The organism is Streptomyces sp. NPDC002790 (assembly GCF_040295505.1).
Classification (GTDB): Bacteria; Actinomycetota; Actinomycetes; order Streptomycetales; family Streptomycetaceae; genus Streptomyces.
The window spans coordinates 52,254-73,935 of sequence record NZ_JBEOVM010000030.1 but is presented as its reverse complement, the minus strand read 5'-3'; the positions used below and the strand labels follow the sequence as shown (position 1 = coordinate 73,935).

The following is a 21,682-nucleotide window of genomic DNA, read 5'->3' as shown; positions in this document are numbered from 1 at the left end:
CAAGCGCCGGCGGGGCTGGAAAGGCCGGGGCTCCGCCCCGCACCCCGCTGCTCAAACGCCGCAGGGGCTTGAAATGCCCACCGCCGCCGGGGGCCCGGCTTTCCGTGGGTGATGGCCGTCTCCCCGCCCATCTCCCCCCCGCCCCCTCCGGGGGCGTCGGCACCACGGTGCCGCGTGCCGGTTACGGTGGCCTGGGCCATGGCGCCGACCCCGGTCGTAAGCTCGGGCCATGCCAACGGCCAAGAGGAAGCCCCGCGTTTACAACGTCGACAAGACCCGCACCGCCGTTCTGGCCCAGTTCGGCAACGTACGGAAGGCGGTCGAGACGCTCACGCCCGAGCACCTCGACGGTCCGACGCGGCTCGGGGACTGGACCGTGCGGGAGCTCGCCGCGCACATCACGATGGCGACGAGCGCTGTCGCCCGCGGGCTCGCCGCGGCCGGGCCGGGCAAGGCCGAACTCCTGCCGCAGGACTGGCCGATGACCTCGGCACCGCACGCGCAGGACATCGCCGAGTACGTGACCGGGCTCGCGGCGGACCACGACCTCGCCACGCTCTACGCCAACGCCGAGCAGAGCCTCGAACAGGCCCTCGCGGAGCACGAAGGCGACGCACTCGTCGCCAACCGCACCGGCCACATGACGCTCTCCGACTACCTGGCCACCCGCACCGTCGAGCTGATCGTCCACACCGACGACCTGAACGACGCCGTGCCGGGCCTCGACGTCCCGTACGACCGGCAGGCCCTGGCCGCTTGCACCCGGATCCTCGCCGACGCCCTCGCCACCAAGGCCCCCGGCGCCTCCACCGAGGTCCGGATCCCGCCGTACGCCGTCGTCCAGTGCGTCGAGGGCCCCCGGCACACCCGCGGCACCCCGCCGAACGTCGTGGAGACCGACCCGCTCACCTGGATCCGGCTGGCCACGGGCCGTACGAGCTGGTCGGCGGCGGTCGAGGACGCGCTGGTGAGCGCGAGCGGCGAGCGGGCCGACCTGGCCGGACTGCTGCCGATCATGGCGTGATGCGCACGGGACGCGCGGTCGGCCGGAACCGGAACGCGGACCGCCACGTCCCATTGCCATGCTCACGCTACGTACATCCCGTACACGTGCCCTGATCACCACCGCCGCCCTGCCGCTCGCCGCGCTGGCCACCGTGACCGCGTGCGGCGACCAGCAGGCGCCCGGCGCCAAGACGGCCGGGGCGGCCCCGATAACCGGCGTCCACTGGAGCGTCCAGAGCGTGACGGTGGGCGGGAAGACGACGAAGGCCCCGGGCAGCGCGTACCTCGAATTCGTCTCGGACGAGCGGGTGCGCGGCAACTACGGCTGCAACCACTTCGACGCCGAGGCGCAGGTCACCGGGGACAGCGTCGACCTCGGCAAGGCGAAGCGGACCATGATGCTCTGCGAGGGCGACGACGTCCGCGCCTTCGAGAAGACCCTGGCCGGCGCCCTCGCCACCAAGAACACGATCAAGTCCGCCGGCGACAAGAACGACCGGCTGACCCTCACACGGGCCAACGGCGACACCGTCACCCTCGCCGAACAGCGCGACGCCCAGCTGGTCGGCACCAAGTGGAACGTCACCAGCCTCAGCGCCGACGACACCACCCGCTCCCTGCCGAAGGCCGCGCAGGGCAGGGCCCGGCTCGTCTTCGACAAGGACGGCCACGTCAGCGCCCGCCTCGGCTGCAACAGCGGCCGCGCCAAGGCCACCGTCACCAACGGACACGTCACCTTCGGACCGCTGGCCGGCACCCGTATGGGCTGCATCGGAGCGGCCGCCGAGGTCGAGAAGACGATGCTCGACGTCCTGAAGAACAAGGCGTCGTACGACATCCAGGGTGACGCCCTCACGCTGAAGAAGCCGAACGGCTCCGGCATCGGGCTCACCGCCGCCGGCGGGTGACCGGACCTCAACACATCAGGACGGATACGGGAGCAGCTCTCCGTCCGTCTTCTCCCACACCGCCTTCAACTCGGCCAGCAGCTTCGGCTCGTCGGCCGACCGGTCCGCCTGCTCGCGCCGGTCGGCCGCGAGGTTGAACAACTGGTCGGTGCCGCCGGTGCCCCGGTAGTACTTCCAGTCGCCGCGCCGCACGGCCCGCTCCCCGCGCACCCGCCAGAACAGGTCGCGTTCCGCCAACTCCGCGCCGCGCAACAGATATCCGGCAAGGCTGGTGCCGTCCAGGGGGTACGACCTGTCGGCGCGGGCCCCACCGATCTCCAGCAACGTCGCCGTCCAGTCGGGGGTGAACACCGGCTCGTGGCTGACCTGCCCGCCGTCGATACGGGCCGGCCAGCGCACGATCGTCGGCACGCGGATGCCGCCCTCCTGGAGGGACGACTTGTTGCCGGACAGCGGCCAGTTGTAGGAGAAGCGCTCACCGCCGTTGTCCGAGGCGAAGAAGACGAGCGTGTCCTGCTCCTGTCCGGACTCCTTCAGGGCCGCCAGGACCTGTCCGATCGAGCGGTCCAGGTCCTGCACCATCTCCGTGTACTTCTCGACCGATCCGCCGTCGTCGTGGAAGAGGGCCCGCTGGTCGCCCGCCTTGATCTTCCGTACGACCTCGGCGCTCGCCTCCTCGTCCCCGTCGGCTATCCACGGCCAGTGCGGGGTCGTGAAGTTGAGGTCGAGCAGCCACGGCTGGTCACCGTGGTCACGGCGGACGTACTCGCTCGCCCGCTCGGTCAGGATCCGTGTGTAGTACCGCAGGTCCTTGTACTCGGCGTCGCCCTCCTTCACCTCGCCCTCGTAGAGGTCGTACTCGCCGCCGAGGCCCAGCTTCGAGTAGTACTCAAGGGCCCCGCCGAAGTTCCCGAAGAACTCGTCCCAGCCGGACTTGGTCGGCGAGTGGTCCGGCAGGTAGCCGCAGTGCCACTTGCCGATCAGCGCGGTCGCGTAGCCGGCGCCGCGCAGCAGCGAGGCGAGCGTGGGGTGGTTCGGGTCGAGCCCCACGGACCGGTCGGCGATCGGCTCCGCGAGCCCGCCCTTCGTACGGCCCGGATAGCGGCCGGTGTAGAGGCTGAACCGGGTCGGCGAGCAGGTCGCGGAACCGCTGTACGCGTCGGTGAACCGGACGCCCTGGCGTGCCAGGCGGTCGAGGTTCGGAGTCTTGATGTGCGGGGCGCCGTACGAGGAGAGGTCCGCCCAGCCGAGGTCGTCGCCCAGGATGAACAGGATGTTGGGCCGCCGTGACGCGCGTCCGGCGGCGGCCCTGAAGGGCGCCTCACGGGGCTCGGCCGCCTGTGCGGTGCGGCTCGTGGATCCGACTCCGGCGGCGGCGACGGTGGCGACGGCCGCCCCGCCGAGGGCGCGACGGGACAGGCGAGAGGCATGCGAAGGCATGGGGTCTCCGGGGTGATGGGGCCGCCGGGGCGGCATGCGAAGTACGCGCCTCAGCAGGGCGCGGATGCATGGAGGAGCGGCCCCGGCGCAGGGTGCGGGAGCCGCGGCCGACGTCGGACGGACGTCAGCGGCGGAGGAGGATCACACGCAGAGACAGATCGCGCTCGCGACACGGACCAGGTCGACGTGGCGGCGCTCCACAAGGGTGACCGCACGGTCACGGAGTGGCTGCATGGGCCAGGACTCTGCCGAGACTGACGTACACCTGTCAACCACGCGTCCCGCAGTGCGGACGAGGCGATGAGTTGAGTCACATCCGCCCCGGTCAACCCGCGTAGCCCCAGTCCCCAATTCGGACCACCGGGGGATCACGACTACACTCAAAGACGTGCCACGTGGTGACGGTCGACTCAATCACGACCTGCTCCCCGGCGAGAAAGGCCCCCAGGACGCTTGTGGCGTCTTCGGTGTCTGGGCTCCGGGTGAAGAGGTCGCAAAGCTCACTTACTTCGGGCTCTACGCCCTCCAACACCGGGGTCAGGAATCCGCGGGAATCGCGGTCAGTAACGGCTCCCAGATCCTCGTCTTCAAGGACATGGGGCTCGTTTCCCAGGTCTTCGACGAGACCTCTCTAGGCTCGCTCCAAGGTCATATCGCGGTCGGTCACGCCCGCTACTCGACCACCGGGGCCTCCGTATGGGAGAACGCCCAGCCGACGTTCCGTGCCACCGCGCACGGTTCGATCGCCCTCGGGCACAACGGCAACCTGGTCAACACGGCGCAGCTCGCCGAGATGGTCGCCGAACTCCCCAAGGAGAAGGGCCGCGCGAGTCAGGTCGCGGCCACCAACGACACCGACCTGGTGACGGCCCTGCTCGCGGGGCAGGTCGACGAGGACGGCAAGCCGCTGACCGTGGAAGAGGCGGCCGACAAGGTGCTGCCTCAGGTCAAGGGCGCCTTCTCGCTCGTCTTCATGGACGAGAACACGCTGTACGCCGGCCGTGACCCGCAGGGCATCCGCCCGCTGGTCCTCGGCCGTCTGGAGCGCGGCTGGGTCGTCGCGTCGGAGAGCGCCGCTCTCGACATCTGCGGCGCCAGTTACGTCCGCGAGATCGAGCCGGGCGAGTTCGTCGCCATCGACGAGAACGGCCTGCGAACGTCCCGATTCGCCGAGGCAAAGCCCAAGGGCTGTGTCTTCGAGTACGTGTACCTGGCCCGTCCGGACACGGACATCGCGGGCCGGAACGTGTACCTCTCCCGGGTGGAGATGGGCCGCAAGCTCGCCAAGGAAGCCCCCGCCGACGCCGACCTCGTCATAGCCACACCGGAATCCGGGACTCCGGCCGCGGTCGGCTACGCCGAGGCCTCCGGCATCCCGTTCGGCAACGGTCTGGTGAAGAACGCCTATGTCGGGCGCACGTTCATCCAGCCCTCCCAGACGATCCGCCAGCTCGGCATCCGTCTGAAGCTGAACCCGCTCAAGGAAGTCATCAAGGGCAAGCGTCTTGTCGTCGTCGACGACTCGATCGTGCGCGGCAACACCCAGCGCGCCCTGGTCCGCATGCTCCGCGAGGCCGGCGCGGCCGAGATCCACGTGCGGATCTCCTCGCCGCCCATCAAGTGGCCCTGCTTCTTCGGCATCGACTTCGCGACCCGCGCGGAGCTGATCGCCAACGGCATGACGGTCGAGGAGATCGGCACCTCGCTCGGGGTCGACTCGCTTTCCTACATCTCCATCGACGGCATGATCGAGGCGACCACCATCGCCAAGCCGAACCTCTGCCGTGCCTGCTTCGACGGCGAGTACCCGATGGACCTCCCCGACCCGGAGCTCCTCGGCAAGCAGCTCCTGGAGACGGAACTGGCCGCGGGTCCCGCGTCCACGGCCGCGTCCGACGCGATCCGTCGCCCGTAGGCCTCCTCGTTCTCGTATTCACCAAGCGAAAGATCCCAGGCAATGTCTGAGACCCAGTCCTCCGGTGCCTCCTACGCGTCCGCGGGCGTCGACATCGAAGCCGGCGACCGCGCCGTGGAGCTCATGAAGGAGTGGGTGAAGAAGACGCAGCGCCCCGAGGTCCTCGGCGGCCTCGGCGGCTTCGCCGGCCTCTTCGACGCCTCCGCCCTCAAGAAGTACGAGCGACCGCTGCTGGCCTCGGCCACCGACGGCGTCGGCACGAAGGTCGACATCGCCCGACAGCTGGGCGTCTACGACACGATCGGCCATGACCTCGTCGCGATGGTCATGGACGACATCGTGGTGTGCGGCGCCGAGCCGCTCTTCATGACCGACTACATCTGCGTCGGCAAGGTCCACCCCGAGCGGGTCGCCGGCATCGTGAAGGGCATCGCCGAGGGCTGTGTCCTCGCGGGCTGCGCCCTCGTCGGCGGCGAGACCGCGGAGCACCCCGGGCTGCTCGGCGCGGACGACTTCGATGTCGCGGGCGCGGGCACGGGCGTGGTGGAGCGCGACAACCTGCTGGGCCCGGATCGCATCCGTACGGGTGACGCGGTGATCGCCATGGCGTCCTCCGGTCTTCACTCGAACGGGTACTCGCTGGTCCGCCACGTCCTCCTGGAGCGCGCGGGGATGGACCTGGGCGAGCACGTCGAGGAACTCGGCCGCACGCTCGGCGAGGAGCTCCTGGAGCCGACGAAGATCTACTCCCTGGACTGCCTCTCGCTCATCAGCACCGCCAGGGTGCACGCCTTCAGCCACATCACGGGCGGCGGCCTCGCGGCGAACCTGGCCCGCGTGATCCCGGACGGCCTGCACGCCACGGTCGACCGCTCCACGTGGACCCCGGACCCGATCTTCGACCTGGTCGGAAAGAAGGGTCAGGTCGAGCGCCTGGAGCTGGAGAAGACGCTGAACATGGGCGTCGGCATGATGGCGATCGTGCCGCAGGAGTCCGTTGAGGTCGCCCTGGCGACCCTGGCGGACCGCGGCGTGGACTCGTGGGTGGCCGGAGAGATCGTCGAGCGCGGCGAGCACACCACCGGCGCCGAGCTCACCGGGGACTACGCCAAGTAGTCCCCGCGGGGGCGCCCTCGCCCCTTGCACGGACAGCTGTACGGACAGCACAAAACCCGGTCCGGCGTGGTGACCACCCCGGACCGGGTGAAGTGCAGCGACTGCGACGCCGCTGACGCGTTACGAGGTCAAGCGCCGCGGCGCTGTGACGAAGGACCGGACTCGCCGTCCTCGTCCTCATTCTCGTCGTACGTATCCGCGTAGCGGGCGTACGGGTCGTCTTCCTCGTCGTCATCCTCGAAAGGCTCGCCGTTCGGCGGCTGATTCGATACTGGATCCGACGTGGATGCGCCTAGCTCGTTGGCCAGACGCGACAGGTCTGTCCCGCCGCTGTTGTACTTCAGCTGGCGGGCGACCTTCGTCTGCTTGGCCTTGGCCCGGCCGCGCCCCATGGCTCGACCCCCTCGGTGATGGGGCTTCATGGCCCCAGAGTCTTGACACGCGTACATGATCTGGAACGGACTCCCCGCAGGGAGACCGGTCCGTAGGGCTTCCACGGTACCTGAGCCCACGCCCATACGGTACGTCGCCCGCAGGACGCGCCTGCGCGCAGGACCAGCCAGGAGCCCTTTCCTCGCTGGTCAGCTGCGATTTTAACCTCTTCCTGACGAGCGACCCGCCGAGGGGCGTGATGCTCGTTACGCACCGGACCTCATCAGCCCCGCCCGCGTGCCTCGGCCATCCGCTGCTCGGCGATCCGGTCGGCCGCCGCGGCCGGCGGAATGCCGTCGGTCTTCGCGCGAGCAAAGATGGAAAGTGTCGTGTCGAAGATCTTCGCGGCCTTCGCCCTGCACCGGTCGAAGTCGAAGCCGTGCAGCTCGTCGGCGACCTGGATGACGCCGCCCGCGTTCACCACGTAGTCCGGCGCGTAGAGGATCCCGCGGTCCGAGAGGTCCTTCTCGACGCCCGGGTGCGCGAGCTGGTTGTTGGCCGCGCCGCACACCACCTTCGCGGTCAGTACCGGCACGGAGCCGTCGTTGAGCGCGCCGCCCAGGGCGCAGGGCGCGTAGATGTCGAGCCCCTCCACGCGGATCAGGGCCCCGGTGTCGGCGGCGACCGCGACCTCGGGGTGCCGGTCGGTGATCTGCCGCACGGACTCCGCGCGGACATCGGTCACCACGACCTCGGCGCCGTCCTCCAGGAGGTGCTCGACGAGGTGGTGCCCCACCTTGCCCACACCGGCGACGCCGACCCTGCGGCCGCGCAGCGTGGGGTCGCCCCACAGGTGCTGGGCGCTGGCCCGCATGCCCTGGAAGACGCCGAAGGCGGTGAGTACGGAGGAGTCGCCCGCGCCGCCGTTCTCGGGCGAGCGCCCGGTGGTCCAGCGGCACTCGCGCGCCACGACGTCCATGTCGGCCACGTACGTACCGACGTCGCACGCGGTCACGTACCGGCCGCCGAGCGAGGCGACGAAGCGGCCGTAGGCGAGCAGCAGCTGTTCGCTCTTCACCGTGTGCGGGTCGCCGATGATCACGGCCTTGCCGCCGCCGTGGTCGAGCCCGGCCATGGCGTTCTTGTAGGACATGCCGCGCGCGAGGTTCAGCGCGTCGGCGACCGCTTCCTGCTCGGAGGCGTACGGATAGAAGCGCGTGCCGCCGAGGGCCGGGCCCAGGGCGGTGCTGTGGAGGGCGATGACGGCCTTGAGGCCGCTCGCGCGGTCCTGGCAGAGCACGACCTGCTCGTGGCCGCCCTGTTCGGAGTGGAAGAGGGTGTGCAGGACATCGCCGGTCGGATCGGTCACTGTGGTGACTCCCAAGTACATAGCGGCGGTTGAGCGGATTCCCGTGCGGGTGGCGGGCGTCCGACATGGTGTGTGAGCAAGAGATTAGAGCGTGGCGGTGCCCGGCATCGGCGCAGTGCGGAGGATCACCCTCTCGCGCCGCGTCACCGCCCTGTGACCGAGTGGGACGATGGGCAGTGTTTTCCAGTCGGTGGGTGGGGGAGGGAGCAGCCGTGCCCAAGATGTCCTCGGTGTCCGTCCCGTACGCGGCGTATCTGCGCGTGTACGAGCCCCTCGCAGCGTTCCCGCAGCCCGAGCGCGGTCATTGGGAGCGCTACGCGAAACGCGAGAGCCTCCCCTCCTATCAGGATGAATTGCGCCGTTCTTTGGCTGATCTGTTGCCCACGCCGCCGGTGCCCGTGCCGGTGCACGAGAGCGACGACGCGTTCGTGATCGTGATCGACGGGGTGGTGTGCGTCTGCCCCTGGCGCACCCGGCTGCGCGGCTGGCAGGCCATGGACGAGCTGCCCGGCGAGCTGCCGGCCCCGGTCCTGGACGCGGCGATCCCCCTGGTGGTGCGCCGGCAGTCGGCCGCCGATTACGACCGCTGGCTGGAGCGGAACCCCGACGCCAGGCCCTGGATCCGTACGTCCACGTGGCAGGTGCCGATCAACTGGTTCGTGCTGGTGTCGGACGGCGAGCGCGAGTACGAGCAGAAGAGCGACGAGGACGAGGCGGAGGGCGTCGGCGTCCCGCGGCTGCGCTACCGCACGCCGATGGTGCAGGCGAGGCGCCGGGTCGCGCGGAGTCTGAAGGCGCTGAAGGACTCGATCGAGGAAGGGCCGCTGATCGACGGCCTGGTAGATGTGGGGCGCTGGCTCGAGGAGTTCCACCCCCGTTCGTACGTCGAGCTCGACTACGGCGGGCTCGTGCACGCCCTGTCGCGGGAATTCCTCGAGGAGGACCACTCGGCGGCGGATGTGGCCGAGGGCATCGCGGCGCTGCGCGTCGGTGACGAGGACGGTGCGGGAGAGGCGTACGCGAGGCTTGTGGAACGCTGGCGGTCGGCGCGGGACAGGGAGTTCGCGAACTGAACCCCCAAGTGAGGCCGCTCACACAGACCTTCGGGACCTACGTCCCGATCCGGGCTTTTGCCTCAAGCGTGATGGACAGCACTTACGGGGACCTTGCGCCCATCACCCCTCCTCGTGCCAAAATAGGACAAGGAGTCCGGGGAGGGCTCCTTCCGTCCAACTAAGTCCAACCATGGACGGATTACTCGGTATTGCACTGCCGTTGGGGGGTCTGATGGCTCCTGATCGCTCTGTGACTGATCGTCACTGTGGCGTGACTGTCCGCTATGGCATGGTCCATCGGCTTCCGTCGCTGATGAACACCTGGGAGGGCAATTCCATCGGTTTGGCCGACGTGGCTGGACGGATGGTGTAGTTGTAGTGCCGAGGACAAGCCGTTCGTCCTATAACCGACTCGACTCGCGTCCGCCATTTCGGGCAACGCGGGTCAAGGTGCAGAATTTAGAGGAATGAACCGAGAAGGTTCGGTTCTCCGAGGAGGCCGCTCATGACCGCTCGCACCCCTGATGCCGAGCCGCTGCTGACCCCGGCTGAGGTCGCCACTATGTTCCGCGTCGACCCCAAGACGGTCACGCGCTGGGCGAAGGCTGGCAAGCTCACGTCGATCCGCACGCTCGGCGGACATCGCCGCTACCGCGAGGCCGAGGTCCGCGCACTGCTTGCGGGTATCCCGCAGCAGCGCAGCGAGGCCTGAGGCGCCGCATAGCGCAGCAATACGGGCGTTTCCGGGTCCCCCAACCTGCCGACGCCCACCCATAGCTCCACCCGACGCGGGTCCTGCCCCAACAGGACTCCTTCTTATGAAGAGCGCCGAGGCGTCATCTCAACTGCCTCATGCAAGCGTCGTTCGATCGCGCTGGACTCCGCCGGGTCCAGCGCGATCTTTTTTGTGCGCGCGGGCCGGCCCCTGGTGGGGGTTCGTGTGTGCCCCTGTGGCTCCCTGTCGGGGATGGTGCAATTGCACATATTAAATTGAGCCGTTGTAGGGAGGGGGTAAGAAACGGTGTTTCCAAAACAAGTTCGGTGACACCCGTCACAGGCCCTGTCGCTTGTTGCAGGTGACGCCCTTGCGCTAATGGGCTCCGGCCCCGGTGTGCACTTCCGCCCGCGACGTCGACTCTCCCCAGGCTGCCACCAGTTGAGGGCCCACAGGGCCGCCTTTGGTCACCCCTTCGAAGGACTTTCGCCCCCACCACCCTCGCAGGCCCTCCTGTGGCGCTACAGGGGCCTTCCTGGGGGCTCCCTGTGCGTACTCAAGCCCCGCCGCACCCATCAAGCCCCGCCGGCGATTGACGCGCGGGGTCCGGGGCAGCGCCCCGCAACCGCAACGAAAGAGGCCCGCACCGTTACGGTGCGGGCCTCATCTACTGCGGTCCTGACGGGATTTGAACCCGCGGCCTCCACCTTGACAGGGTGGCGAGCACTCCAAACTGCTCCACAGGACCTCGTTTCGCTGCGCTGTTACTGCGTTGCGCTGCGAGACAGGACTCTACAGCAGCCCAGGCCGTGCGGTCGAACTCACCGTGTGCGGTCGGCCGGTTACGGCACCTGAGCGTCGATCGCCTTCACGATCCGCTTGTCCGAGACGGGGTACGCCGTGCCCAGCGCGTGGGCGAAATAGCTGACCCGCAGCTCCTCGATCATCCAGCGGATGTCGAGCACCTCCTGCGGCACGGGCCGCCCCTGCGGCATCTGCTCGAGCAGCCACAGGTACTCGTCCCGCATCTCGTGGACCTTCTCCATGCGGCTGGTGTCCCGCTGGACGTTGGTCGGCATCTGCTGGAGCCGCCGGTCGGCCGCGACGAGATAGCGCATCAGGTCGGACAGCCGCCGCAGTCCCGTGGCCGTGACGAAGCCCGGCTTCACCAGGGCGTCCAACTGGGCGCGCACGTCCTGGAGGTTGGGCAGCAGCACCACGCTCTTCGTGGACTTCAGGCGCCGCTCACAGGCCTGCCAGGCCGCCAGCACCTGCTGCACCTGGCCAACCGCCTTCACCGTGGTGTCGACGATCTCCGCGCGCACCTTGTCGTAGAGCTTGCGGTACGACTCCTCGTCCCAGGCGGGACCGCCGAAGTCGCCGATGAGCTTGTCCGCCGCCGCCATCGCGCAGTCGTCGAAGAGCGCCTGCACGGAGCCGTGCGGGTTCGCGGACAGGGCGAGCTTCTGCGCGTTGCTCAGCTTGTCCGAGGCGAACTTGCCCGGGTTCACCGGGATGTTGCGGAGGATGAGCCGGCGCGTGCCCTTCCACATCGCCCGCGCCTGCTCGGCCTCGCTGTCGAAGAGCCGTACGGACACGGTGTCGCCGTCATCGACCAGCGCCGGGAACGCCTTCACGGGCTGGCCCGCGCGCCGGGTCTCGAAGACCTTCGCCAGCGTGCCGACGCTCCAGTCGGTGAGACCCCCCTGCTCCACGGACGGGCCGCCGGAGCGCTCGGCGGTGGACTTGGCCGCCTGCGAGATCGCCTGCCGCGCCTTCGGCTTCAGCTTGAGCTTCAGCGCCTCCAGGTCCTTGTCCTCGGCGAGCTTGCGGCGCCGCTCGTCGACGATCCGGAACGTGATCTTCAGGTGGTCCGGTACGCGGGTCAGGTCGAAGTCGTCCGCAGAGACCGGGACGCCGACCATCCGCTGGAGTTCGCGGGCGAGCGTCGTCGGCAGCGGCTCCTGGAGGGGCACCGCCCGGTTCAGGAACTCCTTCGCGAAGTTCGGCGCCGGAACGTAGTTCCGGCGGATCGGCTTCGGCAGCGAGCGGATCAGCTCGACGACCACGTCCTGGCGCAGACCGGGGATCTGCCAGTCGAAGCCCTCGTCGGTGACCTGGTTGAGCACCTGGAGCGGAATGTGGACGGTCACGCCGTCCGCGTCCGCCCCCGGCTCGAACTGGTACGTCACCCGGAACTTGAGCCCGCCCTGGCGCCAGCTGTCCGGGTAGTCGTCCTTGGTGACCGCCTCCGCCGACTCGCGGATCAGCATCGAGCGCTCGAAGTCGAGGAGTTCGGGCTCCTCACGCTGCTTCTGCTTCCACCAGGAGTCGAAGTGGGCGCCCGATACGACGTGTTCCGGGACCCGCTGCTCGTAGAAGTCGAAGAGAGTGTCGTCGTCCACCACGATGTCGCGGCGGCGCGCCCGGTGCTCCAACTCCTCGACCTCGGTGAGGAGTCGGCGGTTGTCGGCGAAGAACTTGTGGTGCGTGCGCCAGTCGCCCTCGACCAGCGCGTTGCGGATGAACAGCTCGCGGCTGACCTCGGCGTCGATCCGCCCGTAGTTCACCTTGCGCTGGGCGACGAGCGGGACGCCGTACAGCGTGACCTTCTCGTATGCCATCACGGCCGCCTGGTCCTTCTCCCAGTGCGGCTCGCTGTAGGTGCGCTTGAGGAGGTGCTCGGCGAGCGGCTCGACCCACTCGGGTTCGATCCTCGCGTTGACCCGCGCCCAGAGCCGGCTGGTCTCGACGAGCTCCGCCGACATCACGAACCGCGGGGGCTTCTTGAAGAGGGCCGAACCGGGGAAGATCGCGAACTTCGCGTTGCGGGCGCCGATGTACTCGTTGCGCCCGCGGTCGCGGCCCGCCTGCTTGGGGTCCTTCTGCGCGGACTCCTTGGTCTCCTTCACATCTTTCATGCCGATGTGCGAGAGCAAACCGGACAGGAGGGAGAGGTGGATGGAGTCGTCCGCCGCGGGGGTGTCGGCGTCGCCCAGATGGATGCCCATCTGCTTCGCGACCGTACGCAGCTGTGTGTAGATGTCCTGCCACTCGCGGATGCGCAGGAAGTTCAGGTACTCGCGCTTGCACATCCGGCGGAAGGCGGAGGAGCCGAGCTCCTTCTGCTGTTCCCGTACGTGACGCCAGAGGTTGAGGAAGGCGAGGAAGTCGCTCGTCTCGTCCTTGAAGCGGGCGTGCTGCTGGTCGGCCTGCGCCTGCTTGTCGGAGGGGCGCTCGCGCGGGTCCTGGATGGAGAGCGCCGCGGCGATCACCATGACCTCGCGCACGCAGCCGTTCTTGTCGGCCTCCAGGACCATGCGGGCCAGGCGCGGGTCGACGGGGAGCTGGGCGAGCTTGCGGCCCTGGTCGGTGAGCCGCTTGCGTACGTCCTTCTCCGCCGCGTTCAACGCGCCCAGTTCCTGGAGGAGTTGGACGCCGTCGCGGATGTTGCGGTGGTCCGGCGGGTCGATGAACGGGAACTTCTCGATGTCGCCGAGCCCCGCCGCCGTCATCTGGAGGATGACCGAGGCCAGGTTCGTACGGAGGATCTCCGCATCCGTGAACTCGGGGCGGGAGAGGAAGTCGTCCTCGGAGTAGAGCCGGATGCAGATGCCGTCGGACGTACGGCCGCAGCGGCCCTTGCGCTGGTTGGCGCTGGCCTGGCTGACCGGCTCGATGGGCAGCCGCTGCACCTTCGTACGGTGCGAATAGCGCGAGATGCGGGCCGTGCCCGGGTCGATCACGTACTTGATGCCGGGGACCGTCAGCGAGGTCTCCGCGACGTTCGTGGCGAGGACGATGCGGCGGCCCGAATGGCGCTGGAAGACGCGGTTCTGCTCCGCGTGCGAGAGCCGCGCGTACAGCGGCAGCACCTCGGTGTTGTGGACGACGGCGCCTTTGGAGCGGGCGTACTTCTTCTCCAGGGCGTCCGCCGTGTCACGGATCTCGCGCTCTCCGGAGAGGAAGACCAGGACGTCGCCGGGGCCTTCCTTCTGCAGCTCGTCGACGGCGTCCGTGATCGCGGTGATCTGGTCGCGGTCGGAATCGTCGCCGGCCTCTTCGAGGAGCGGGCGGTACCGCACCTCCACCGGGTACGTACGGCCGCTGACCTCGACGATCGGGGCGTCCCCGAAGTGCCGCGAGAAGCGCTCGGGGTCGATGGTCGCGGACGTGATGACGACCTTGAGGTCCGGGCGCTTCGGCAGCAGCTGCGCCAGGTAACCAAGGAGGAAGTCGATGTTCAGGGACCGCTCGTGCGCCTCGTCGATGATGATCGTGTCGTACGCGCGCAGCTCGCGGTCCGTCTGGATCTCCGCGAGGAGGATGCCGTCCGTCATCAGCTTCACGAACGTCGCGTCCTGGTTCACCTGGTCGGTGAACCGGACCTTCCAGCCGACCGCCTCGCCCAGCGGCGTGTGCAGCTCGTCGGCGACGCGCTCGGCGACCGTGCGGGCGGCGATGCGGCGCGGCTGGGTGTGCCCGATCATGCCGCGCACACCGCGGCCGAGTTCGAGACAGATCTTCGGGATCTGGGTGGTCTTTCCCGATCCGGTCTCACCGGCGACGATCACGACCTGGTGGTCGCGGATCGCCTCGGCGATCTCGTCCTTCTTCTGGCTGACCGGGAGCTGCTCGGGATACGTGACGTCGAGGGCCGCGCGGCGCTCGCGGCGGGTGTCCGTGCGGACGGCGGCCTTCTCGGCCTCCGCGTCGATCTCCGCGACGACGGTGGCGCGGGCCTCCGGCTTACGGATCTTGCGGGCGCCTTCGAGCCTGCGCCCGAGACGGTGCGCATCGCGCAGGGACAGCTCGGAGATCCGCCGCGCTACGGCGGCGAACTGATCGGCGGCGGGGGCAGGCTGGTTAGACATACGACCCCAAGGATCTCACCTCGGGGAAATGCGCGGCGACCGGTTTTGCGGCCGGTGCGCCGGGGCTGCCGCGGGCCGCGTCCGGATGTAGAGCGCCGACGCGTGGCTTAACGTGCGGATATGTCGCACTTGCCCGAAGGGCCGGAACCGGAGAAGGTACACCCGCCGCACGGCGAGCACGGGCGACCGCTGAGCGGGTCCGAGCGCTGGACCGGGTTCAAGGGCTCGCCGTTCTTCCCGGCATGCGTACTCGTCCTCATCCTGTCCGCGGCGGCCGCCCTGTTCGCCGGCTCGTACACGTACTCCATGGCGAACCCGACCCCGCACAACATCCCGACCGGGGTCACCGGCGCGTACGACCAGGCCAAGGGCCAGCGCTTCCTCGGCGCGATGGAGAAGGCGCTCGACGCACAGCTGGACCTGAAGCCCTACGCCTCCCGGACAGCGGCCCGCGACGCACTCGACGCCCAGAAGATCTACGCGGTCCTCGACGTACGGGGCGGCGGCTCGCGCGTCCACCTCGACGTCTCCGGCGCCTCCGGGGTCACCGTCGCCCAGGTCTTCGCCGAGGCGGCGCCCCCGGTCGGCAAGGCGACCGGCATCCCGGTGACGGTGAAGGACGTGAACCCGTTGCAGGGCGGCGACCCGCGCGGCCTCACGATCTTCTACATCACGCTCGCCGCGGTGATCATCGGCTTCGTCGGCGCGATCCAGCTCAGCGTGCACGCGCGCGGACTCAACCCGGCCGAGCGGATCGCCTTCACGATCGCCTACGCGCTGCTCGGCGGGTTTGCGGTGGCGGCGGTCGCGGACTGGGGGCTCGGCGCCGTCGACCTGCCCTTCGCCGAGTCCTGGCTGATCCTCGCGCTGACGATGTTCACCTGCGGCATGGTCTTCACGATGTTCAACACGTTCTTCCACCGCTGGGCGATGATCCCGACCTGGGGCCTGCTGGTCCTGCTCGGCAACCCGGCGTCCGGCGGCGCGGTCGCGCCCCCGCTGCTCCCCACGGTCATCGGCCGCCTCGGCCAGTGGCTGCCACCGGGGGCCTCGTACAACGCCCAGCACACGGCGGTCTACTTCCAGGGCAACCAGCACGTCTTCCCGATCCTGGTGCTGGTCGGCTGGTCCCTGGTCTCCTGCGCCCTCTTCTGGTTCTGGCGCCATCGCCACCCGGGCGGCCGGGGGACGGGGCCGCTGCACGCGGCACCGGTCTGACCTGTGAGGACACGGGAAACGCAATAGGCCCCGTCCGAAGACGGGGCCTAGTTCCTGTGGCTGGGGCCGGGATCGAACCGGCGACCTATCGCTTTTCAGGCGATCGCTCGTACCAACTGAGCTACCCAGCCACGAAGTTCACGAGGAACTTCAGCGGTCCTGACGGGATTTGAACCCGCGGCCTCCACCTTGACAGGGTGGCGAGCACTCCAAACTGCTCCACAGGACCATGCTGTTGCGTGCAACAGTGTTGCACACGGACTTACGTGCCCCCAACGGGATTCGAACCCGTGCTACCGCCTTGAAAGGGCGGCGTCCTAGGCCGCTAGACGATGAGGGCTATCGGCCCGCCTGCGCGCTTTGCAGCGCGTCGGGGACGTGAGAAGCATATGGGATGCAGGGAGCTATCGCCAAAACGGTTTACGGGGAGCTCTCGCCGGGGCTCGGCGAGGGGGTCGCCCCGGGTTGGTTCTCCTGTGGCAGATGGCGGCTGACCTCGGCCTTCGTCAGGCCCAGACCGCCGAGCCTGATCTCGTCCCAGGCCTGTAGACGCTTGCTCGTGCGGTCCAGATAGAGGACGGACGCCTCCACCGGATCGGGGTGCCCGTTCTTGTTGTCGATCGCGCGCAGGCCGCTGCCGCCGGTCGAGCCCTCGACGCGCAGCCGGGTGCCGAGCGGGAGCAGCTCCATCTCCTGGTGATGGATGTGGCCCGCCAGGACGAGCGGCACCTCGCCGTCCACCTCACGGGCCGCCGCCGGCTCATGGGCGAGCGCGATGTCGACCGGGGTGCCCGCCGCCCGCTGGTCGCGCAGCGCTGACGCGAGCCGGATGCCCGACAGACGCTCGGCCGGATCGCCCTGCGCCTTCGTCGCACGGTCCGGGGTGTACTGCGGGTCGCCCATACCGGCGAAGCGCAGGCCCGCGACCGTCGCAGCCTTCCCGTCGTCGAGGACGCGGACGTTCTTGAAGCGCTTCCGGTCGGCGAGGTACTTCTGCGTCGCGTTCTTCGAGTCGTGGTTGCCGCGGATCCAGACGTAGGGCACCTTCAGGTCCTTGATCGGGTCCAGGAACGCGTTCTCCGCCTTCGAACCGTGGTCCATGGTGTCGCCGGTGTCGACGATCGCGGAGATCTTGTACTGCTCCACGAGCGAGGCGATGATCTTCCACGACGCCGGGTTGAGGTGGATGTCCGACACGTGCAGGACCCGGATCGTCGAGGGGTCCGGCTGGTACGTGGGGAGCGTGGACGTCGCGTCGTAGAGCTTGGTGACGTTCGTGACGAGAAGGGCCAACTCCTTTTGGTACGCGTCGAATTCGGTCACGATCGAGCGGGCGCTGCCGACCACGGAGGGCGCCGAGGAGAGCAGTCCCGAGAACTTCGGCTCCAGGACGGACTCCGGGTTCCACGTCGCGTACGCCGTGCCGCCCGAGGCCGCGAGCAGGGTGAGCGCCAAGCCGCCGGCGGCCAGGGCGCGGCGCGGGCGGCGGTAGACCACGAGGCCGAGCGTCGTGGCGCCCGCGACCACCGCCACACAGGAGCGCAGGGCCAGGTCGACCGTGCCGTGCTCGACGTCCCGCGCCACCTCGTCCTGGAGCCCGGAGAACCGCTCGGGGTGGTCGACGAGGGCCTGGGCGCGGGCCGGGTCGAGGCGGTCCACGTCGACGTCGAGGCGGATGGGGGCCGTGTGCGAGTGCAGTTCCAGGGCGCCGAGCGGCGACACGTTGATCTTCGTACCGCCCGCGAAGGAGGGGCGCAGCGTCATCTTCGTGTCCATCGGCCCCACCGGCGTGCGCACGCTGCCGACGATCAGGAGGCCGAGCCAGGCACCGAGCAGTACGACGGCGACGAGACCCAGCGCGCGTACGTACGGATGCGGCGGGTGGACCAGCTCGATGACCGGGTGCGGGTGCCGGCCGCGGTAGTGGCGCAGGAGGGCCGAGGGCGCTCCGCGAACGCCCCGCGTGCGGCGGCGGACTCCACGTATGGCGGCGGCTGGCGAGCGGGCCATTGCTCCCGTATGCCCAAGTGCACGGGTGGATATGCGGGTTGTACCGGACAATGGCCGTGTGCTGGAGATGACGCGCGAGACGTTCGAGGAACTGGTCGCCGAGGCGCTCGACCGGATCCCGCCCGAGCTGACCCGACTCATGGACAACGTGGCCGTGTTCGTGGAGGACGAGCCGCCCGCCGAGGACCCCGGGCTGCTCGGGCTCTACGAGGGGACCCCGCTGACCGAGCGGGGTGAGTGGTACGCGGGGGTGCTGCCGGACCGGATCACGATCTACCGGGGGCCGACGCTGCGGATGTGCGAATCGACGGAGGACGTGATCGCGGAGACCGAGGTGACCGTGGTGCACGAGATCGCGCACCACTTCGGGATCGACGACGCGCGGCTGCACGCGCTGGGATACGGGTGAGCCCAGGTTCTGGGTGACGGGTGAGGCCCCCGCGCTGATTGTGGGGGCTTTGTGCGGTGCTGGCGCGGCGCGTGTCCTCGTACGGGGGACAGGAGTTGGGAACGGTACCCCCCCCATGGTGATCCCGTTGGTGACCCCGTCTCGTGCACCGGAGGTGCCCGCCCGTGCGCCAGCTGTCCGTATCGCAACGCGCCCTGTCGCTCAGTGTGCTCCGCCTGGGCCGGTTGGCCGCCACCACGGTGGCCGTCGCCGCGGCCGCCGGCTGCATGAGTGTGGGCGCCGACGGCGGCGGCGCGCCCACCCACTCCCCGCCGCAGCGCGGCTCCGGCGCCGTGCCCGACGGTGGCGGAGCAGCGGTCCCGGACGGCGGGGCGGACGTGGGCGCGCGGGGCGAGAAGGCCGCGGAGGTGCCCTCGGGGCGACCGGCCTCGTCCAAGGGCAGGGGCAAGGGCCCGGCCACGCCCTCGTCCGCGGCACCGAAGCCCACGAGGACGTCCGTCCCGCCCTCCGCGCCCACCTCGCCGTCCCGCAGCGCGTCGCATCGGCCCACGCAGCGGCCGAGCCCGCCCAGCGCGACGAGCACTCCCTCGCCCACGAAGTCGTCGCCCGCGCCCTCGTCGTCACCGCCGACCGCGGAGCCCTCGTCGTCGGCGCACGAGGAGACCGCGTCGGAGCGGGCCAGTGAACCGCGTCCGCAGGCCGGGTCGCCTGCCTGACCCGGAACCCGGGCCCCGGTGGCGTGTGATCGGCGTCTCAGGGAGCGGGTTTGCCTCCGGGGGTGGGGGGTGCGTATGGTGGTAGATCGTTTGATCCCATTTGCCCGGCGCCGTTAAAGAGAGCGCCGCGTGGCGCGTACTCTCCCTTGCCGTGGCTGGACCGCATTGAGGCGGTCGATTTGCTGAACTGCGAATACACGGAGTTGCGGGCGCGTGCCGAGACTCCGGAAGGTTTCGCATTTCGCATGTCAATTTCCACTGAGAACACTGTCGACCAGGCCGTCGAGAACGACATCGACACCACCGTCGAGACGGACGTCGACACCATCGTCGAGACGGATGTCGACGCGGTCGACATCATCGAGAACGACGAGCCCACCCTCACCTTCGCCGACCTCGGTCTCCCCGAGCCGGTCGTCCGCAAGCTCGCGCAGAACGGTGTGACCACCCCGTTCCCGATCCAGGCCGCGACCATCCCGGACGCCCTGGCCGGCAAGGACATCCTCGGCCGAGGCCGCACCGGCTCCGGCAAGACCCTCTCCTTCGGTCTGCCGACGATGGCCCGCCTGGCCGGCGCCCGCAGCGAGAAGCACAAGCCGCGCGCCGTCATCCTCACCCCGACCCGTGAGCTCGCGATGCAGGTCGCGGACGCGCTGCAGCCGTACGGCGACCAGGTCGGCCTGAAGATGAAGGTCGTCTGCGGCGGTACGTCGATGGGCAACCAGATCTACGCCCTGGAGCGCGGCGTCGACATCCTCGTCGCCACCCCGGGCCGACTGCGCGACATCATCAACCGTGGCGCCTGCTCCCTGGCGAACGTCGAGGTCGCCGTCCTCGACGAGGCCGACCAGATGTCCGACCTGGGCTTCATGCCCGAGGTCACCGAGCTGCTCGACCAGGTCCCGGCCGGCGGCCAGCGGATGCTGTTCTCCGCCACCATGGAGAACGAGATCAAGACCCTGGTCAAGCGCTACCTGAGCGACCCGGTCTCGCACGAGGTCGACAGCGCCCAGGGCAACGTCACGACGATGTCGCACCACATCCTCGTCGTGAAGCCCAAGGACAAGGCGCCGGTCACCGCGGCCATCGCCTCCCGCAAGGGCCGCACGATCATCTTCGTCCGCACCCAGCTCGGCGCCGACCGCATCGCCGAGCAGCTCCGCGAAGCCGGTGTGAAGTCCGACGCGCTGCACGGCGGCATGACGCAGGGCTCCCGTACCCGCGTCCTCGAAGACTTCAAGAAGGGCTACGTCAACGCCCTCGTCGCCACCGACGTCGCCGCGCGCGGCATCCACGTCGACGACATCGACCTGGTCCTGAACGTGGACCCGGCCGGTGACCACAAGGACTACCTGCACCGCGCGGGCCGCACGGCGCGTGCCGGCCGCACCGGCACGGTCGTCTCCCTGTCGCTGCCGCACCAGCGCCGCCAGATCTTCCGCCTCATGGAGGACGCGGGCGTCGACGCCGGGCGTCACATCATCCAGGGCGGCGCCGCGTTCGACCCGGAGGTCGCCGAGATCACCGGCGCCCGGTCCATGACCGAGGTCGAGGCCGAGTCCGCGGGCAACGCCGCGCAGCAGGCCGAGCGCGAGGTCACCGACCTGACGAAGCAGCTGGAGCGCGCCACCCGTCGCGCCGCCGAGCTGCGTGAGCAGGCCGACCGCCTCACCGCCCGCGCCGCCCGTGACCGCGGCGAGGACGAGGAGGGCGTGGCCGCCGCGGTCACCGCCGCGCAGGAGGCTGCCGCCGAGCAGGTCGCCAAGGCGGCTGCCGCCGCCGAGGAGGCGCAGCGCGCCGAGCGTGAGCGTTCGTACTCGGACCAGCCGCGTCAGCGCCGCGACGACCGGGGCAACTTCGAGCGTCGTGACAACCGTGGCGGCGACAAGGGCGGCTTCCGTCGCGACGACCGTGGCGGCGACAAGGGCGGCTTCCGCCGTGACGACCGCGGCGGTGACAAGGGTGGCTTCCGCCGGGACAACGACCGCGGCGGCCGCTCCTTCGAGCGTCGCGACAACGACCGTGGTGGCCGTTCTTTCGAGCGTCGTGACGACAACCGTGGCGGTGGCTTCCGCCGCGACGACCGTCCGTCCGGTGGCGACAAGGGTGGCTTCCGCCGCGACGACCGTCGTGACGGAGACCGCGGTGGCGACCGTGGTGGCCGTTCTTTCGAGCGTCGTGACGACCGGGGCGGCGACCGCGGCGGAGACCGTGGCGGCTTCCGCCGTGACGACCGTGGCGGCGACAAGGGCGGCTTCAACCGCGACGACCGTGGCGGCCGTTCCTTCGAGCGCCGTGACGACAACCGTGGCGGTGGCTTCCGCCGCGACGACCGTCCCTCCGGTGGCCACCGGGGCAGCGACCGTCCGTTCAACCGCGACCGCCAGGGCGACCGTCCGGCCACCGGCGGCCACCGCCCCTACGGCCGCCGTGACGACCGCGCGGGTTCCGGCTCGGGCTCGTCCTTCGGCCGCCGCGACGACAAGCCGCGCTGGAAGCGCAACGGCTGACCGTTCTTGACGTGACAGGGCCGCGGCCCCACTCCCTTACGGGGGTGGGG

Annotated in this window: 16 protein-coding genes and 4 tRNA genes; 10 read left to right on the top strand and 10 right to left on the bottom strand. The window is 69.7% G+C overall.

What is annotated here, in order from left to right; translation table 11 throughout:
• The first annotated feature begins 229 nt into the window (after positions 1–229).
• Both ABT004_RS16660 and ABT004_RS16655 read left to right on the top strand, forming a co-directional pair.
• Positions 230–1,024, top strand: coding sequence for a maleylpyruvate isomerase family mycothiol-dependent enzyme (locus ABT004_RS16660; protein WP_351336872.1), 795 nt, complete (start codon positions 230–232; stop codon positions 1,022–1,024).
• Positions 1,025–1,082: 58 nt separating this feature from the next.
• Positions 1,083–1,913, top strand: coding sequence for an META domain-containing protein (locus ABT004_RS16655; protein ID WP_351336870.1), 831 nt, complete (start codon positions 1,083–1,085; stop codon positions 1,911–1,913).
• A 15-nt stretch (positions 1,914–1,928) separates the two neighbouring features.
• Here ABT004_RS16655 and ABT004_RS16650 read toward each other — a convergent pair whose 3' ends face one another.
• Both ABT004_RS16650 and ABT004_RS16645 read right to left on the bottom strand, forming a co-directional pair.
• Positions 1,929–3,353, bottom strand: coding sequence for a sulfatase family protein (locus tag ABT004_RS16650; RefSeq protein WP_351336867.1), 1,425 nt, complete (start codon positions 3,351–3,353; stop codon positions 1,929–1,931).
• 141 nt (positions 3,354–3,494) lie between these two features.
• A complete protein-coding gene (locus ABT004_RS16645) occupies positions 3,495–3,587 on the bottom strand; it encodes a putative leader peptide (protein WP_351336865.1) in 93 nt (30 codons plus the stop codon).
• 154 nt (positions 3,588–3,741) lie between these two features.
• Here ABT004_RS16645 and purF point away from each other — a divergent pair, with 154 nt between their 5' ends.
• Positions 3,742–5,268 (top strand): amidophosphoribosyltransferase, encoded by a 1,527-nt coding sequence (gene purF, locus ABT004_RS16640; RefSeq protein WP_351336862.1) that lies wholly within the window; start codon positions 3,742–3,744, stop codon positions 5,266–5,268.
• 42 nt (positions 5,269–5,310) lie between these two features.
• Positions 5,311–6,384, top strand: a complete 1,074-nt coding sequence (gene purM, locus ABT004_RS16635) for a phosphoribosylformylglycinamidine cyclo-ligase (protein WP_351336860.1) — start codon at positions 5,311–5,313, stop codon at positions 6,382–6,384.
• A gap of 128 nt (positions 6,385–6,512) precedes the next feature.
• Here the strand turns inward: purM and ABT004_RS16630 are convergent, their stop codons facing one another.
• Together ABT004_RS16630 and ABT004_RS16625 are read right to left on the bottom strand one after the other, a co-directional pair.
• On the bottom strand, positions 6,513–6,776 hold the full coding sequence (locus tag ABT004_RS16630) for a DUF3073 domain-containing protein (RefSeq protein ID WP_351336882.1): 264 nt from the start codon (positions 6,774–6,776) through the stop codon (positions 6,513–6,515).
• A 263-nt stretch (positions 6,777–7,039) separates the two neighbouring features.
• Positions 7,040–8,125 carry a Leu/Phe/Val dehydrogenase gene (locus tag ABT004_RS16625; protein WP_351336858.1) on the bottom strand — a complete coding sequence of 362 codons (1,086 nt, stop codon included), beginning with the start codon at positions 8,123–8,125 and terminating at the stop codon, positions 7,040–7,042.
• Positions 8,126–8,337: 212 nt separating this feature from the next.
• On the opposite strand from ABT004_RS16625, the gene ABT004_RS16620 reads away from it, so the two are divergent.
• A complete protein-coding gene (locus tag ABT004_RS16620) occupies positions 8,338–9,198 on the top strand; it encodes a DUF8083 family protein (RefSeq protein WP_351336855.1) in 861 nt (286 codons plus the stop codon).
• Between the two features lie 487 nt (positions 9,199–9,685).
• Positions 9,686–9,892 carry a developmental transcriptional regulator BldC gene (gene bldC / locus ABT004_RS16615; RefSeq protein ID WP_003949541.1) on the top strand — a complete coding sequence of 69 codons (207 nt, stop codon included), beginning with the start codon at positions 9,686–9,688 and terminating at the stop codon, positions 9,890–9,892.
• Positions 9,893–10,568: 676 nt separating this feature from the next.
• Here the strand turns inward: bldC and ABT004_RS16610 are convergent.
• A tRNA-Asp gene (locus tag ABT004_RS16610) sits at positions 10,569–10,643 on the bottom strand.
• A gap of 94 nt (positions 10,644–10,737) precedes the next feature.
• The gene (gene hrpA / locus ABT004_RS16605) at positions 10,738–14,769 is read right to left on the bottom strand and encodes an ATP-dependent RNA helicase HrpA (protein WP_351336852.1); all 4,032 of its coding nucleotides are present in this window, start codon (positions 14,767–14,769) and stop codon (positions 10,738–10,740) included.
• Between the two features lie 120 nt (positions 14,770–14,889).
• Here hrpA and ABT004_RS16600 point away from each other — a divergent pair, with 120 nt between their 5' ends.
• Positions 14,890–15,987, top strand: a complete 1,098-nt coding sequence (locus tag ABT004_RS16600; protein WP_351336849.1) for an ABC transporter permease — start codon at positions 14,890–14,892, stop codon at positions 15,985–15,987.
• A gap of 57 nt (positions 15,988–16,044) precedes the next feature.
• Here the strand turns inward: ABT004_RS16600 and ABT004_RS16595 are convergent.
• The 4 genes from ABT004_RS16595 to ABT004_RS16580 all read right to left on the bottom strand — a co-directional run bounded on the left by ABT004_RS16595 (position 16,045) and on the right by ABT004_RS16580 (position 17,997).
• Positions 16,045–16,118, bottom strand: a tRNA-Phe gene (locus ABT004_RS16595).
• A gap of 23 nt (positions 16,119–16,141) precedes the next feature.
• Positions 16,142–16,216: transfer RNA gene (locus tag ABT004_RS16590), tRNA-Asp, on the bottom strand.
• A 38-nt stretch (positions 16,217–16,254) separates the two neighbouring features.
• Positions 16,255–16,327: transfer RNA gene (locus ABT004_RS16585), tRNA-Glu, on the bottom strand.
• A gap of 80 nt (positions 16,328–16,407) precedes the next feature.
• Positions 16,408–17,997 carry a metallophosphoesterase family protein gene (locus ABT004_RS16580; RefSeq protein WP_351336846.1) on the bottom strand — a complete coding sequence of 530 codons (1,590 nt, stop codon included), beginning with the start codon at positions 17,995–17,997 and terminating at the stop codon, positions 16,408–16,410.
• 58 nt (positions 17,998–18,055) lie between these two features.
• Between ABT004_RS16580 and ABT004_RS16575 the strand changes: the two genes are divergently transcribed.
• From ABT004_RS16575 to ABT004_RS16565, 3 genes are all read left to right on the top strand, one after another.
• Entirely contained in the window at positions 18,056–18,406 is a 351-nt protein-coding gene (locus ABT004_RS16575; protein ID WP_351336843.1) for a metallopeptidase family protein, read from the top strand.
• A 164-nt stretch (positions 18,407–18,570) separates the two neighbouring features.
• A complete protein-coding gene (locus ABT004_RS16570; protein WP_351336840.1) occupies positions 18,571–19,122 on the top strand; it encodes a hypothetical protein in 552 nt (183 codons plus the stop codon).
• Between the two features lie 245 nt (positions 19,123–19,367).
• Complete coding sequence (locus tag ABT004_RS16565) at positions 19,368–21,632, top strand: DEAD/DEAH box helicase (RefSeq protein WP_351336837.1); 2,265 nt, start codon at positions 19,368–19,370, stop codon at positions 21,630–21,632.
• The last annotated feature ends 50 nt before the right edge of the window (positions 21,633–21,682 follow it).